The 13253-nt window shown below is 56.6% G+C and carries 13 protein-coding genes; 6 read left to right on the forward strand and 7 right to left on the reverse strand.

Annotation, left to right across the window (positions count from 1 at the left end; all coding sequences use genetic code 11):
* The 3 genes from EDC14_RS15905 to EDC14_RS15915 are packed head-to-tail and all read left to right on the forward strand — an operon-like array spanning position 1 to position 3474.
* A complete protein-coding gene (locus tag EDC14_RS15905) occupies positions 1-795 on the forward strand; it encodes a tetratricopeptide repeat protein (protein ID WP_132015301.1) in 795 nt (264 codons plus the stop codon).
* A gap of 40 nt (positions 796-835) precedes the next feature.
* Entirely contained in the window at positions 836-2671 is a 1836-nt protein-coding gene (locus EDC14_RS15910) for a BatD family protein (RefSeq protein ID WP_132015302.1), read from the forward strand.
* Positions 2668-3474 (forward strand): tetratricopeptide repeat protein, encoded by an 807-nt coding sequence (locus tag EDC14_RS15915; protein ID WP_132015303.1) that lies wholly within the window; start codon positions 2668-2670, stop codon positions 3472-3474. Before EDC14_RS15910 ends, EDC14_RS15915 begins: the two co-directional genes overlap by 4 nt.
* A 247-nt stretch (positions 3475-3721) precedes the next feature.
* Here the strand turns inward: EDC14_RS15915 and EDC14_RS15920 are convergent, their stop codons facing one another.
* Positions 3722-4486, reverse strand: coding sequence for an outer membrane protein (locus EDC14_RS15920; RefSeq protein WP_132015304.1), 765 nt, complete (start codon positions 4484-4486; stop codon positions 3722-3724).
* Positions 4487-4682: 196 nt separating this feature from the next.
* Between EDC14_RS15920 and EDC14_RS15925 the strand changes: the two genes are divergently transcribed.
* The 3 genes from EDC14_RS15925 (at position 4683) to EDC14_RS15935 (ending at position 6348) form a co-directional block, all read left to right on the forward strand.
* Complete coding sequence (locus EDC14_RS15925) at positions 4683-5603, forward strand: ComEC/Rec2 family competence protein (protein WP_132015305.1); 921 nt, start codon at positions 4683-4685, stop codon at positions 5601-5603.
* Positions 5600-5794, forward strand: a complete 195-nt coding sequence (locus EDC14_RS15930; protein WP_132015306.1) for a DUF3006 domain-containing protein — start codon at positions 5600-5602, stop codon at positions 5792-5794. Before EDC14_RS15925 ends, EDC14_RS15930 begins: the two co-directional genes overlap by 4 nt.
* A gap of 224 nt (positions 5795-6018) precedes the next feature.
* Positions 6019-6348, forward strand: coding sequence for a hypothetical protein (locus EDC14_RS15935; RefSeq protein WP_132015307.1), 330 nt, complete (start codon positions 6019-6021; stop codon positions 6346-6348).
* A gap of 182 nt (positions 6349-6530) precedes the next feature.
* On the opposite strand, the gene EDC14_RS15940 is transcribed toward EDC14_RS15935, so the two are convergent.
* The 6 genes from EDC14_RS15940 to EDC14_RS15965 all read right to left on the reverse strand — a co-directional run bounded on the left by EDC14_RS15940 (position 6531) and on the right by EDC14_RS15965 (position 13154).
* On the reverse strand, positions 6531-7250 hold the full coding sequence (locus tag EDC14_RS15940; protein WP_132015308.1) for an ABC transporter ATP-binding protein: 720 nt from the start codon (positions 7248-7250) through the stop codon (positions 6531-6533).
* A complete protein-coding gene (locus EDC14_RS15945) occupies positions 7243-8013 on the reverse strand; it encodes an ABC transporter ATP-binding protein (RefSeq protein ID WP_132015309.1) in 771 nt (256 codons plus the stop codon). The genes EDC14_RS15940 and EDC14_RS15945 overlap by 8 nt, the downstream gene beginning before the upstream one ends.
* Positions 8010-9086 carry a branched-chain amino acid ABC transporter permease gene (locus EDC14_RS15950; RefSeq protein ID WP_132015310.1) on the reverse strand — a complete coding sequence of 359 codons (1077 nt, stop codon included), beginning with the start codon at positions 9084-9086 and terminating at the stop codon, positions 8010-8012. Before EDC14_RS15950 ends, EDC14_RS15945 begins: the two co-directional genes overlap by 4 nt.
* A gap of 3 nt (positions 9087-9089) precedes the next feature.
* Entirely contained in the window at positions 9090-9983 is an 894-nt protein-coding gene (locus tag EDC14_RS15955) for a branched-chain amino acid ABC transporter permease (protein ID WP_132015311.1), read from the reverse strand.
* Positions 9984-10067: 84 nt separating this feature from the next.
* Positions 10068-11207: an ABC transporter substrate-binding protein gene (locus tag EDC14_RS15960; protein ID WP_132015312.1), complete on the reverse strand. Its 1140-nt coding sequence runs from the start codon at positions 11205-11207 to the stop codon at positions 10068-10070.
* 825 nt (positions 11208-12032) lie between these two features.
* Positions 12033-13154, reverse strand: coding sequence for a response regulator transcription factor (locus EDC14_RS15965; RefSeq protein ID WP_132015313.1), 1122 nt, complete (start codon positions 13152-13154; stop codon positions 12033-12035).
* Positions 13155-13253 lie beyond the last annotated feature (99 nt).

The following is a 13253-nucleotide window of genomic DNA, read 5'->3' on the forward strand; positions in this document are numbered from 1 at the left end:
ATGAAACGAAACAGTCTAAAAACCTGGTGGATCTGCGGCTGCCTGGGCGGCTTGGCGATAGTGGCGTTGTTGGTTTGGCTTAACCCGCTCCGAATGGCGCGGGCCAATCAATTATTGGATTCCGGCGCCATCGACGAGGCCCGCAAACATTATCAACGGCTGGCCGCAGCCAACCCCGATTCCCCTGGAATCTTGCACAACTTGGGGCTATGCGACGAGCGGCGAGGCGCTGTCGAGGGCGCAGCCAATTCCCTGCGGCAGGCAGCCAAGTTGCTGGAGCGGTCCGAATCCATCCGGTATAATAGAGCGATCGCGCCCAACGTTTATTATAACCTGGGCAATGCGCTCTTCAGAGCAGCCGAGAAAAGTCCCGCGCCGCTCAATCTGTACCGGGAAGCGCTGGCGAACTTTAAAAAGGCCATCCTGGCCGCTCCCAACGATACCGCTGCCAAATACAATTATGAATTGACCCGCCTCCGGGTCCAAGAGGCGGAACAGCAAAAACCCAATCAAAGCCAATCGCAACCGCCCGATCCCAAACGGCAGGATTCGCAGGGCCGAAAGTCTAATCAACCATCGTCGCCTCAAAATGATGCTTCCCCCAAAGGGCAGTCCGGGAACGAGGCCAATCCCCAAGGCCGCCCGGGAGAGCACCGCACCGGCGGAGGTTCCACTTCACCGGCCCGGCCCATGACCAAAGCGGAGGCGGAGGCACTCCTGAAGATGTCCGAGAACGGCGCCCTGTATCAAGGGCCGGTCATGCGCGACAACGGGCCGACCGATAAGGACTGGTAAATCCCCCGGTCGCGGCAAGTGATAAAGGAAGGGACAACGGATGAAACGATTCTATCGGCAATGCTTCTATCTCTCTTGGCTGATCGCCTTCGGGCTGTTGTTACTGTCCCAGCGCGCGGCGTTGGGTCTGACGGCCCAACTGACCGTGGATTCCGAACAATTCCGCGTCGGCGAAAGCGTCCAGATGTCCATCGCCGTGGATGGAGCCACTACCGCGACCCGGCCGTCGATTGATCCTCCGGACGGCTTATCCCTTCAGTATTTGGGGCCCTCCACCCAAGTTCAGATCGTGAACGGCAAATACACCGCCTCGGTAACGTATGCCTATATGCTCAGCGCCGTCAAGGCCGGCCAATATACGCTCGGCCCATTCCGGCTCAGCGCCGGCGGCAAACGGATCACCACTAACGCCATCACGCTGGAGGTATCGGCTTCGGGAGCAAACCCTGCTCCAGGAAGTCAAGGCGATGACGCCGGCGCTTCTCAAGCGGATGACGACGGCCAACTGTTCTTAGAGCTCGAACCCGCCAAAAAAAGCTCTTACCTCGGCGAACGAATCCCCGTTACCATCCGTCTCTATATTCGCGACGTCCGGGTCGATGATCTCGCGTATCCGGTATTGAATCAGCCGGAAGTGACGGTGTCCAAATTCGCGAAACCGCTTCAAAAAAAGGTGACCCGCCACGGACTGACCTATCAGGTGCTCGAATTCACCTCATCCATCACGCCGGTGAAGACCGGGAGCTTCAGCCTCGGCCCCGCAACCTTGGATGCCGTGGTACGGGTAAAAAGCCGGAGCCGCGACCCGTTTTTCGACGATTTCTTCGATGATGACTATGAAAAGCAGGCCATCCAGATCAAAAGCAAAAAAAGCGTTTTCACCGTCCAAAGTCTGCCCGGCAATCAGCCGGCCGACTTTTCCGGCGGCATTGGCCGGTTCCAATTGAAGGTCGACGCGGCGCCGACCCAATGCCTCCAGGGCGATCCGATCACCATCAGGCTCAGGGTCAGCGGCGCCGGCAATCTCGACGCCATCGCTCCGCCGGTGCTGGCCGGGAAAGCTGGTTTGAAAGTCTATGATCCGCAAAGAAAAGCTCCCGCCCCATCTTCCGGCGGCGACAGCGTCCTCTTCGAACAGGTGCTCATCCCGACCGACCCGCGGCTCCGGGAGATCGGACCCTTCACCTTCCGTTATTTCGATCCGGTCACCGGCCGCTACCAACAGTTGAAGAGTACGACGATTCCGGTCAGCGTCAAGGACAATCCCAATTTCCGGGCGGTTCCGCAGTCGTCCGCCCTGTCGGGTAACCAACCCGTTCTGGGCAAAGATTTAATCTACATCAAGACGGCTCCGGGAAAGTTGCAGCGCCAAGGAACGGGTATCGAGCGGCAACCCTGGTTTTGGGGATTGCAGCTGTTGCCGTTATTGGGATTGAGCGGAGCGGTAGTCTTCCGGCGCTACCGGGACGGACTGCAGTCGGACACGCCGCAAGCCCGGACCCTCCGGGCCCGGCGCGAGGCGGAGCGCAATCTGAAACAGGCCGGGAAGCTGCTGGAAACGGGCCAAACCGAGCAACTGCTCGAACTTTTATGCGCTACGTTGCGCCAATGGATCGGCGCGCAATTCAATCTGCCGGCCGCCGGCATCACCGGAAGCGTGGCCCAAATCTTGCAAGCCCAGAACGTCGCTCCGGAGACCGCGGACCGGATTCGGGAATTCTTTGACCGTTACGACTTTTTCCGTTTCACCGGCGCTCCGCTTTCTACGGAGGATGCCCGGCAATTGCTCGATCTGGCGCGGCGGATCACGGGTGACCTGACGGCCGGGGCCGGTAGCGGCGATCATCAACAACCGCTGAAGAAGGTGATCCGATGAAGACGGCCTTGGGTAACCGACGCGGATTCGGAGTGGCGCTCCGCCTGTTGCTCTGGGGAACCCTGGTTCTCCAGCCCATTCTGGCCCTGGCGGCCGGGCCTGTCGATACCGGCCAGCCGGCGGCGCTCTTCTATCGCGCCAACCAATTTTATCAAAAAGGCGCCTACCGGGAGGCGATTGCTTCTTACCGCCGGGTCTTGAGCCTGGGGTTTGAGAGCGGCAATCTCTATTATAATCTGGGGAACGCTTCCTTCAAAACCGGCCGGAAGGGCTGGGCCATTCTTTACTACGAGAAAGCCCGCCATTTATTGCCGGGAGATTCGGACCTCCGCGCCAATCTCAACTACGCCTCGGCCGGCATCCCCGAGGGCGACCGGGGGCGGGGTTTCCGGGACTGGCTGACTCATCTGGCGCCGCTTCACTGGCTTCTGATCGTCACCAGCGGGTGCTTCTTCCTGTTGGCCGGACTCAGCTGCGCGGCTATTCTGCGCCCGGAGCAATTTTGGGCCAAAACGAGCCCGTTTCGCTCCCGCTGGGTGGGCGCGGCGATCCTGGTCGGTATGCTGGTCCTGGCGGGAGCGGCCATCAGCGGCCTCACCCTTGTCGAGCGCAACCGTACCTGGGCGATAGCACTTGAGCAGTGCGAGGCCCGTTTCGAACCCAGTCCGGGTGGAACTGTCTATTACCGTCTGCCCGAAGGAGCACGGCTGGAAATCTTGAGCACCCGATCCGGCTGGACCCTGATCCGGCGCGGGGACGGCCGTCAGGGATGGGTTCCCCGGGGGGAGGTGGCGCGCATTTAGCGGCATCCATTTACTGCTCAGACCATAGCAATCATCAAGCCTGTCTCCGGCCGGAGACAGGCTTTTTCACAAAGAGAATTGGAAGCCTTGGATAAATTTTTCGAACAACCGCTTTATTAGAAGCCATGTGATAAAGTCCTCAAATTCGGAAATCACTCTTTCAAAGGATAAAAATTTGACTTTATCACTTGCTTCTCTGAGCTTTTGTGTTCACCCTGGCCTTCGGACAGGGTTTATCACAACGCTTTTAGAACCGATAATTCACACCAATTACGGCTCCGCTGGTCTCGCTCTTCCAGAGTCTGGCGCCGCCGCCCTCCAGCTCGAGGCCACGGTAGCGGTACCCCAGATAAGCTCCGATATGGTCGGTAAACATATAATTCAACCGGAGCTTGGCGGATTTCATGTCGACATCCTCCACTTTCCGGGCGATACCGGTGCCCGGGAGCATCGAATCGTCGCTGGCGCCATCCACGGCATAAGCCAGATCCAGCTCGGCGGAGATTTTGTCAGTAAAGTTGTAGCTAACGTCCACTCCTATGGAGGTGGCATGGGTCTTGCCGGTCATCGGGTTGTCGCTGTCATCAATATGGGTGTACGAGAGGGTCAAATCGGTTCGATACTTGTCATTCCCCAAAACTTTGTACCCCAATTTCACATCATAAAGGCTATAATCGCACGATTGAGCATAATCAAAATTGTGGACCCGGGGACGGTGATGGTGCCATACGACATATTGGCCGCTGCCTTTCAGATCATAGTCGCCTTTGCCGTATTCCGCCGCCAATTTCCATGGGTCGCCTTTGAATTCGACCCCGACGAAGTTGAGTGACAGGTCCTCATCCGATTTGATACTGGGATTTACAACCCATGCGGGCAGATCGGAAACCTCTCCGGTAGCGTTGCCCTGATTCCCCATGCTGTCGACATAGACATCGACAGCCGCCGCGGTGCTGATGGCCGGAATAAAGGTCAGGCACAACAACGCCACCAATACCAAAATCCGCTTCATACAGAAAATTCCCCCTTCATCGATTCGGGACTTTTCATCCCAGTGCGTATTGTATGATTGGATTTTTCCGGATGTGCGACGGGCATTTTTTAAAAAAATTTCGGCGCGGGACTCACAAATTGCAGTCCGGCGCAGGAATGGCCGCAACCATCACGAATTGTACTGATTTGTTTCAAAAAAACGATTGGAGTCCGAGATGTTCCGTAGAAAACCCCTTTCTGTCCTGCCGGTTTTATTGGCCGTTATCGCGCTGATAATCGGGATCCAAGTCAAGCCGCTCCAAAAGACCGGCGCTCCGCTTCCCAGCCCAAGTCCCCGCGCCAGGCTCAGCGTGACCTTCATCGATGTCGGCCAGGCCGATTCCATCCTGGTGCGTACGCCCACCGGCCACGCCATGCTGATCGACGCCGGGAATCGCGAAGACTTCGAAGTGATCGAGCGGTATTTAACGGCGTCCGTCCCCAGCGACTCCGCCGGCCGGCCAAAGCTGGATGTGGTGATCGGCACCCATCCCCACGAAGACCATATCGGCAGCATGGCGCAGATCGTCGCATCTTCCGCCATCGGCCGGCTTTGCCTTCCCAAAGCCGCCGCCAACACCCGGACCTTCGAAGACCTTTTGCTGGCCGTTAAGGCGGCGAATTTAAAAGTCACCCCTGCCAAGGCCGGCATCGCCTTTGCGCTGGATGCCGATACCCGGGTGGAGTTTCTGGCGCCCAACAGCGCCCACTATGAGGAGCTGAATAACTACAGCGTCGTGGCCAAGGTCACTTACAAAAAAATCTCTTTCCTGCTGACCGGGGACGCCGAAAGCCTCTCCGAGGAAGAGATGCTGGAGCGGGGCTATGATCTCCGGGCCGACGTCCTCAAGGTCGGCCACCATGGCAGCAGCTCCTCGACCGGGGCTCACTTCTTGAGCCAAGTGGCGCCCAAAGCCGCCGTGATCTCGGTGGGAAAGGGCAATTCGTACCGTCATCCCAGCCGGACCACGCTAAAACGCCTGAAAGACCAAGGGACGCGCGTATACCGCACGGACCGCAGTGGCACTATCCGGATTGAAACCGATGGAACGCGGTTATTTTATCAGGTGGAGAAAGGAGCGTCAGGCGGATCATGAAAGTTATCATCGACCGGTTTGAAGGAGAGTACGCCCTGGTCGAACTGGAGAATCGCGAGATCGCCGCCCTCTCCAGGCAATTGGTGCCCGGGGCCAAAGAAGGCGACGTGATCGAGATCCGGATCGACCCGGCGGCCCGGCGGAAGCGGGAAGCCGAAATCGATCAGCTAATGGGTGAAGTATTCGAATAAACAAACACTCGTGCCAACGCCGCCGGTTTCGGCGGCGTTTACCATTGCCATGGGAAGCTGTTCATTTTTGTCTCCATGCCATTCCGATTTCGGTCCGGGATATTCTGGTATCAACTTAGCTCCGCTTACTCTCTGACTGTACTCGGTTTTCGCCGTACTTCCCAACTTATCCACAGCCAAAACCATGAACCACGTTAAACGGATCCGTTTATCCACAAAAACAGATGACTTATTCACAAAAAAAGCTTGCTGAACGACTGAGCAAGCTCTCCCTTTCACAAAACAAGCTTGCTTATCCACAAAAAGAGCTTGCCGAGCGACTGAGCGAGCTCTCTTATTCACAAAACGAGCTCACTCATCCACAAAAAGAGCTCGCTGAACGACTGAGCGAGCTCTCTTATTCACAAAACAAGCTCGCTCATCCACAAAAAGAGCTCGCTGAACGACTGAGCAAGCTCTCTTATTCACAAAACCAGCTTGCTCATCCACAAAAAGAGCTCGCTGAACGACCGAATGAGCTCTTTCAGTCACCCAAAGCGATCCGTGATTCATAAGTTTACGCCCTCCAAGGACGAACATCCGCCGCAAAGGGCCAGGGTTGGGTCCATACGCCGCCATGACTTATTCGATCCCATTGCGATAAAGCATAAACAAAGGCTGTTGATCTCCCGATCAACAGCCTTTTAACATTTTGACCTTAATATCTTAATATGTTTTATTTCTTTCTAAAAAAGTTTCATTGCCCCGTCCCGTGTCCCAGATACGCCTTTTTTACTTCCTCATTGGCCAGCAGTTCCCGGCCCGGCCCTTTCAGGGTGATTCTGCCGGTCTCCAGGACATAGCCGACATCGGCGATGTGCAGGGCGGCGTTGGCGTTCTGCTCGATCAGGAGAATAGTGACACCTTGTTTTTTATGGATCTCCTGGATGATGCGGAAGATCTCCTTCACGATCATCGGCGCGAGGCCCAGGGACGGTTCATCCATCATCAACAGTTTTGGCCGGGACAAAAGCGCCCGCCCCACCGCCAGCATCTGCTGCTCGCCGCCGGAGAGGGTTCCCGACAGCTGCCAGGATCGTTGCTTCAGGATCGGGAAGAGACTGTAGACCCATTCGATGTCATCTTTGATCCCCGCTTCATCGCTGCGGTAATAGGCGCCGATCCTCAGGTTCTCCAGTACCGTCAGGTTGGCGAAGACCCGCCGGCCTTCGGGGACCAGAGTGATCCCGTTCTTCGCCATGTTCTGGGTCTTCTCTTTTAATAAATCGGCTCCATGATAGGTGATGGACCCGCCGCGCGGCTTGACCAGGCCCATGATCGCCCGGAGCGTGGTGCTCTTGCCGGCGCCGTTGGCCCCGACCAGCGTAACGATCTTGCCCTCTTCCACCTCCAGGTTGATTCCCTTTAAGGCTTCGATCCCCCCGTAGGCGACGACCAGATTCTCGATTTTAAGCATCCTCTTCCACCCCCAGATACGCTTCGATGACCCGCGGATCGTTCTGAATCTCATGCGGGGAACCGCTGGCGATGGTGACGCCGTAATCCAATACGTAAATCCGCTCCGAGATCCCCATGACCACGTCCATATGGTGTTCGATCATGAAGATTGTCAGATCGTATTCGGCCCGGATCTCCTTGATGAATACCGTCAAGTCCGCCGCTTCCTTGGGGTTCATGCCGGCGGCCGGTTCATCCAGGAGCAGGATCCGGGGGCCCGTGGCCAAGGCCCGGGCGATCTCCAGCCGGCGCTGCAGACCATACGGCAGGGAGCTGGCTTTCTCGTCCTTGAATTGGCTCAATCCGACCCGCTCCAAGAGCGCCAGCGATTTCTGGTGCATCAACCGTTCCTCGCCGCGGTAAGCCGGAAGTTTCAGGATCGCCGTCAGAAAATTGGACTTCAGATGAAGATGGTTGGCGATGAGCACATTCTCCAGCACGCTTAGATCCCGGAAGAGCCGGATATTCTGAAAAGTCCGGGCGATGCCCCGGCCGGTGATCAGATCCGGACGCAAGCCGGTGATATCTTTATCCATCAGGATCACCCGGCCCTGGGTCGGCCGGTAAACGCCGGTGATCATGTTGAAGGCGGTGGTCTTGCCGGCGCCGTTCGGGCCGATCAGGGCGACGATCTCTCCCTTTTCCAAGTTCAGATTGAAATCTTTCACAGCGGTCAAGCCGCCGAACTGCATGGTCAAATGCTCGACTTGGAGTAAACTCATGAATTGCTACCTCCCCCGGGCAGCGGCCGTTTGGGCCGCGGGAGCCACTTCTTCCACCAAGGGTGCTTCAAAAACCCGTCCCAACTGAATTCGTTGGTGCCCATCAAGCCATGCCGGTAAAAGATGACCACCAGCATCAAGAGGGCCGAGAAGACCACCGCCCTCAGCCCGACCTTGCCGTCGAAGGCCACGAAACCCAGGTCGATCCGTTCGTCGAGAAAGCGCAGCACTTCATTGGCGATGGTAAAAATGAAGGCCGAGATGATCGTGCCGGTAAAGCTGCCCATGCCGCCGAGCACAATGATCAGCAGGATGTTGTACGTAAAGATGAAAGTGAACATCTTGGGGTCGATGGTGCCGAGCAGGTTTCCCAGCAGCCCGCCGCCGATTCCGGCAAAGAACGCGCCGACCACAAAGGAGAGGCTCTTGTGTTTGGCAAGATTGATCCCCATGCTCTCCGCGGCGATCTCATCCTCGCGAATGGCTTTTAAGGCCCGGCCGTAGCTGCTATTGATCAGCGAGAGCAGGATTACCAGGGTGACAAGGCCGGTGCCGAAACTCCAATACAGATTGGTGATGGCCGGGATGCCTTTCAGTCCCAACGCGCCGTTGGTGAGGCTCTGGGTATTGGTAAAGATGACCCGGATAATCTCGCCGAACCCCAGCGTGGCGATAGCCAGGTAATCCCCTTTTAAGCGCAGGGCCGGCGCGCCGATCAGATAGCCGGCGAAAGCCGCCAAGATCCCGCCAAGGACCAACGCCAGCGGAAACGGCAGCGTCAAGGTATCGAGCGGTTTGATCAGCGGCGCCATGTAAAAGATCTGCTGCTTGGTCGCCTCCGGCATGGTCAACAGCGCCGTGGTATAAGCGCCGACGGCCATAAACCCGGCGTGGCCCAGTGAAAAAAGCCCGGTAAAGCCGTTCACCAGGTTCATGCTGAGCCCCAGGATGGCGTAGATGGCGCAGACATTCAAGATGCGCACCACATAGATGTCGAGAAAATGATCGGCGTAAATCAGAAACAGCAATAAAACCAGCAAAGCGACGGCGGTCAAAATCCGTTTCTTCAGCATCGGTCACACCTTCTCCGCGATTTTTTCGCCCATGATGCCGGTGGGCTTGTATAAAAGGATCACAATCAACAGCACAAAGGCGAACGCGTCCCGGTAGCCGGTGAGCGTCGGCAGAAAAGCCACCAGCATAATCTCGCCGATCCCCAGGATAAAACCGCCGACCACCGCACCGCCGATGTTGCCGATGCCGCCGATTACCGCCGCAATGAAACATTTCAAGCCGGGCATTACGCCCATCAGCGGCGCAATCTGCGGGAACTTCATGCCCCACATGATTCCGCCCACCGCCGCCAGAAGCGAGCCGATTCCAAAGGTCAGGGAGATGGTGCGGTCGACGTTGACCCCCATCACCCGCGCGGTCTCATGATCGCGCGATACGGCGCGCATGGCCATGCCGGTCTTGGTCCGGTTGATCAGGTACAGCAGGCCGGCCAGGCAGATCCCGGTTACCACCGGGATATAGAAGGTCAGCTTCTGGATGGAGACCGTCCCCACCTGGACCACGTCAGTAAAGACTTCCGGAGTGGGAAAGGGTTTGGGCACTCCGCCGAAGAGCACGGTGGTCAGGTTCTCCAGCAAAAACGAGGCGCCGATGGCCGAGATCAGGATCGAGATCTTCGGCGCGTCCCGCAGCGGCCGGTAGGCAGTGGCCTCCACGCCCATTCCCAGGAGGGCCGTCAACACCAGCACCAACGGGAACACAATATACCAGGGGATGCCGAAGGTCATCACCCCGAAGAACCCGAAATAAGTCGCCATCATAAAAATATCGCCGTGGGCGAAGTTGATCAATCGTAAAATTCCATAAACCATGGTATAACCGATGGCGATCAGGGCATACAGGCTTCCCAGGGAGATCCCGTTGGTCAGATGCTGCAAGAATATGTCAAACGTCATGAATAACACCGCCAATAGCTATTTTCTACGGCGTTGCGCCTTCTTCCCTGCGGAAAGAAGGCGCAACCTGAAAGAGTCGTCTTTTTAGAACGGATGGATGGTGTCCATATAGGTGAATTTGCCGTCTTTCACCACTTTGATGACGGCGTCCTTGACGGCGTTGCGGTTCTCATCCAGCGTGATCATTCCGGCGGCGCCCGGGAAATTCTTGGTCCTGGCGAGCTGGGCGCGGACTTTGACGGTATTGGTGGACTTGGCCCGTTTGATGGCGTCCAGAATCAGGATGTAAGCGTCATAACCGAGCGCGGATACAGCGGCCGGTTCTTTCTTGTAATCTTTGCGGTACGCGGCCAAGAACTTCTGGGACTCTTTGGTGATCGGCTTCTCGGTGGCGAAGAAGGTCGAGAAGACGGCGCCCTCGACGGCTGCCTTGCCGATATCCAGGAATTCCTGGGTCTCCCAGGTGTCGCCGCCGATGATCGGCGTCTTGATGCCAAGCTTGCGGGCCTGGCTGATCACCAGGGCGGACTCGGTGAAGTTCCCCGGGGCGAAGATGACGTCGGGATTCTTAGCCTTGATATTGGTCAATTGGGCCGAGAAATCCTGGTCGCCGGTGTTGTAGTTGGCGACTTCGACGATACAGTTGGAATCCTTGGTCAGCTTCTTGAAGCTGTCGGTGAAGAATTTGGCCAGTCCCACCGCGTAATCATTGGAAACTTCCTGGACGATCGCGGCCTTTTTGGCCTTTAACTTGTTAAAAGCATAATTGGCCATCACCGTTCCCTGGAAGGGATCGATGAAACATACCCGGAAGTAATATTCGTTGCCTTGGGTGACCAGCGGGTTGGTGCAGGAAGCGCCGACGGTCGGCACTTTGCCGTTCTTGACGATGTCGCCGGCGGCCATTGACAAGGAGCTGCCCCAGCTGCCGATGATGGCGGTCACTTTCTCCTTCTCCACCAGACGGGCCGCGGCGGTGGCGGCTTCCACCTTGTCCGACTTGTTGTCGGCGATCACCAGTTGAACCTTGGAGCCGAGCACGGTCGGATAGAGTTTGTTGGCAAGCTTGATTCCTTCCACTTCGAGTTGCCCGCCGGCAGCGTTGGCGCCGGTCATCGGTTCAAAGACGCCGATCTTGATGACGTTCGCTCCTTGTACGCCGACAGTGGCGAAAAGGGTTGCCACGATCATCATCGCCAGCAGTAAAGCAAATCCTCGTTTCATAGTTCTTTCTCCCCCTTTTTATATGGTTATCCCGGGCCTGGCGACGCCTCCATGATGATTCGGTTCCGTATCAGCCATCGCTTTTTGAGATCCTGGCGATAGGCCGATTGAAACCGGTCATTGGAATTCGCTTCATCCAGAACCAGCGGGATCATCCCCAACTCCGAACCTGCCGCACGATGATGGAACAAAAACAACAGCCGCAGGGTTCCTGCAAGTTGTAGCCCTAGAACGTACAAAAACCGGACTCGGTTGCAAATCATTATAAGTTTTGAATCGCGCTCTCGGATTGGATAAGTTGATTTTCCCTTCTAGAAGCCATGTGATAAAGTCTCTTTCACTTCGATTCGACCTGCAAAAGGATGTTAACACCGACTTTATCACTTGCTTCTCTGAGCTTTTGTGTTCACCCTGGCCTTCGGACAGGGTTTATCACAACGCTTCTAGATAGTTCACTAATATATTACACTATTTTAGTTATATTGTATATATTTTCAACCAACACAACGGGAGCTTAACAATAAAAATGACATCCATGTTTCAAATCTCCCCCAAACGGAGCTCCGATAACCCAAACCTGACACTATCCTTCTGCAGGGCGAGTCCGTTTTGCCAATGGGCGGCTTTCGCCCGCCGCGGGGCGGACGTTACCCGTGCACGGGCACCGGTTTCTTGAAGCCGGGCACTCCCGGCCCCGCCCGAGGCAGCGCCGGTCCGGACTGAGGCAGGCACTACCCCGGAGAAGGCGGAGTTCTCCCGGTCGGGGGCAACGCATGCCTTGACCCGGGTCGTTCCCGCCCCGCTCAGGGCGGACTCGCGCCGCTCTTACGGGCCATTCCGGAAATCCCGCGCATTCACGCCGGTGGTCTTCTTAAAGATATGGCAGAAATAGTTGGAATCGTTATAGCCGATCCGCGCCGCGATCTCGGCGGTGGAAAGATGCGTGGTCTTCAAAAGCTCCATCGCCTTTTTGATCCGGATATTGGTCAGATACTGAATCAGCGTCTCGCCGGTCTCCTTCCCGAAGACGGTACAGAAGTGGCTGGGACTCATATTCACAAAGCTCGCCACCGTATTCAGGGAGAGGTTGGGATCGGCGTAATGCTGCTGAATGAATTCCTTGGCTTTATGGATCACCTCGTAATACTTCCTCAACCGCTTACTCTCGCGAAACTGTAACGTCCGGTCGAGCAGCCGCTCCAGATACACGAAGGGCTTGCGTGGGTCGGCCGGGCCATTTAGCACCACCTCCAGCTCATCCAGGTCCGGCAGCACTTCGGCGACGTTGCCGCCCAGTTCTGCGACGAATTTCACCATCGCCAGGATAATGCCGATGAAGAGGTAAATATGCAGAAAGACACCCATTCGCCGTTCTCGCAGGCCGGCGACGCAATCCAGAACGGTCTTTTGGAAGAAGGCCTTATCGCCGTAGCGCAATGCTTCCAGGAGCGCCATCTCATTCAAACGCAGGATGGCTTGATCGAGGACTCCCGGGCCCTCGCCCCGGTCGGGGCGGCCGTTTTCAGCGTCCTGCCGGCCGAACCATAGTTCCTTCATAAAACGACGGCTGTTATCCAACAGCAATTCCAGGTTTTTCCCGGCTTCATTTTCCCGGATGGCCATCTCCCCCGCGTCCGGCCCTTCCGGACCCGGATGGGCTTTATCCGCTGGACGGAACGGTTCTTCGGCCGCACTCCCTTGAATGAGGATTATCTTCAGCCTGGGCATATTCGTTTTGGCGATCCGGCCGAATTCCCGGCAATCCGGGAAAGGGATCCGCCTGTCCGTAAGCAGCAGGTCCGGCTGTAATGGCCGGATGAACGCGAGCGCCTGATCCAGATCGGGAAGTTCCTTTAGCAGGATCAGCGAAGGCGCTTCCCCTTCCGGAGCGGACTGGTCCGGCATTGCATCACGCTGGCAGTCGGTAACCCTATAAATTTTATACACTCGCTTCACCTCGTCCCGCGATTTTCGCGCTTCCAGCCCGGAATCGACGGATAGGATCAAAATTCCATTTTTAACAATAGCAAAATTTTGAAAAAAAAG

The sequence above is a fragment of the Hydrogenispora ethanolica genome (assembly GCF_004340685.1).
GTDB lineage: Bacteria > Bacillota > UBA4882 > UBA8346 > UBA8346 > Hydrogenispora > Hydrogenispora ethanolica.

Bases quoted from the DNA above. Each gene is read 5' to 3' on its own strand.
- EDC14_RS15905 (WP_132015301.1), top strand. From the start codon at position 1: ATGAAACGAAACAGTCTAAAAACCTGGTGGATCTGCGGCTGCCTGGGC.
- EDC14_RS15910 (WP_132015302.1), top strand. From the start codon at position 836: ATGAAACGATTCTATCGGCAATGCTTCTATCTCTCTTGGCTGATCGCC.
- EDC14_RS15915 (WP_132015303.1), top strand. From the start codon at position 2,668: ATGAAGACGGCCTTGGGTAACCGACGCGGATTCGGAGTGGCGCTCCGC.
- EDC14_RS15920 (WP_132015304.1), bottom strand. From the start codon at position 4,486: ATGAAGCGGATTTTGGTATTGGTGGCGTTGTTGTGCCTGACCTTTATT.
- EDC14_RS15925 (WP_132015305.1), top strand. From the start codon at position 4,683: ATGTTCCGTAGAAAACCCCTTTCTGTCCTGCCGGTTTTATTGGCCGTT.
- EDC14_RS15930 (WP_132015306.1), top strand. From the start codon at position 5,600: ATGAAAGTTATCATCGACCGGTTTGAAGGAGAGTACGCCCTGGTCGAA.
- EDC14_RS15935 (WP_132015307.1), top strand. From the start codon at position 6,019: ATGACTTATTCACAAAAAAAGCTTGCTGAACGACTGAGCAAGCTCTCC.
- EDC14_RS15940 (WP_132015308.1), bottom strand. From the start codon at position 7,250: ATGCTTAAAATCGAGAATCTGGTCGTCGCCTACGGGGGGATCGAAGCC.
- EDC14_RS15945 (WP_132015309.1), bottom strand. From the start codon at position 8,013: ATGAGTTTACTCCAAGTCGAGCATTTGACCATGCAGTTCGGCGGCTTG.
- EDC14_RS15950 (WP_132015310.1), bottom strand. From the start codon at position 9,086: ATGCTGAAGAAACGGATTTTGACCGCCGTCGCTTTGCTGGTTTTATTG.
- EDC14_RS15955 (WP_132015311.1), bottom strand. From the start codon at position 9,983: ATGACGTTTGACATATTCTTGCAGCATCTGACCAACGGGATCTCCCTG.
- EDC14_RS15960 (WP_132015312.1), bottom strand. From the start codon at position 11,207: ATGAAACGAGGATTTGCTTTACTGCTGGCGATGATGATCGTGGCAACC.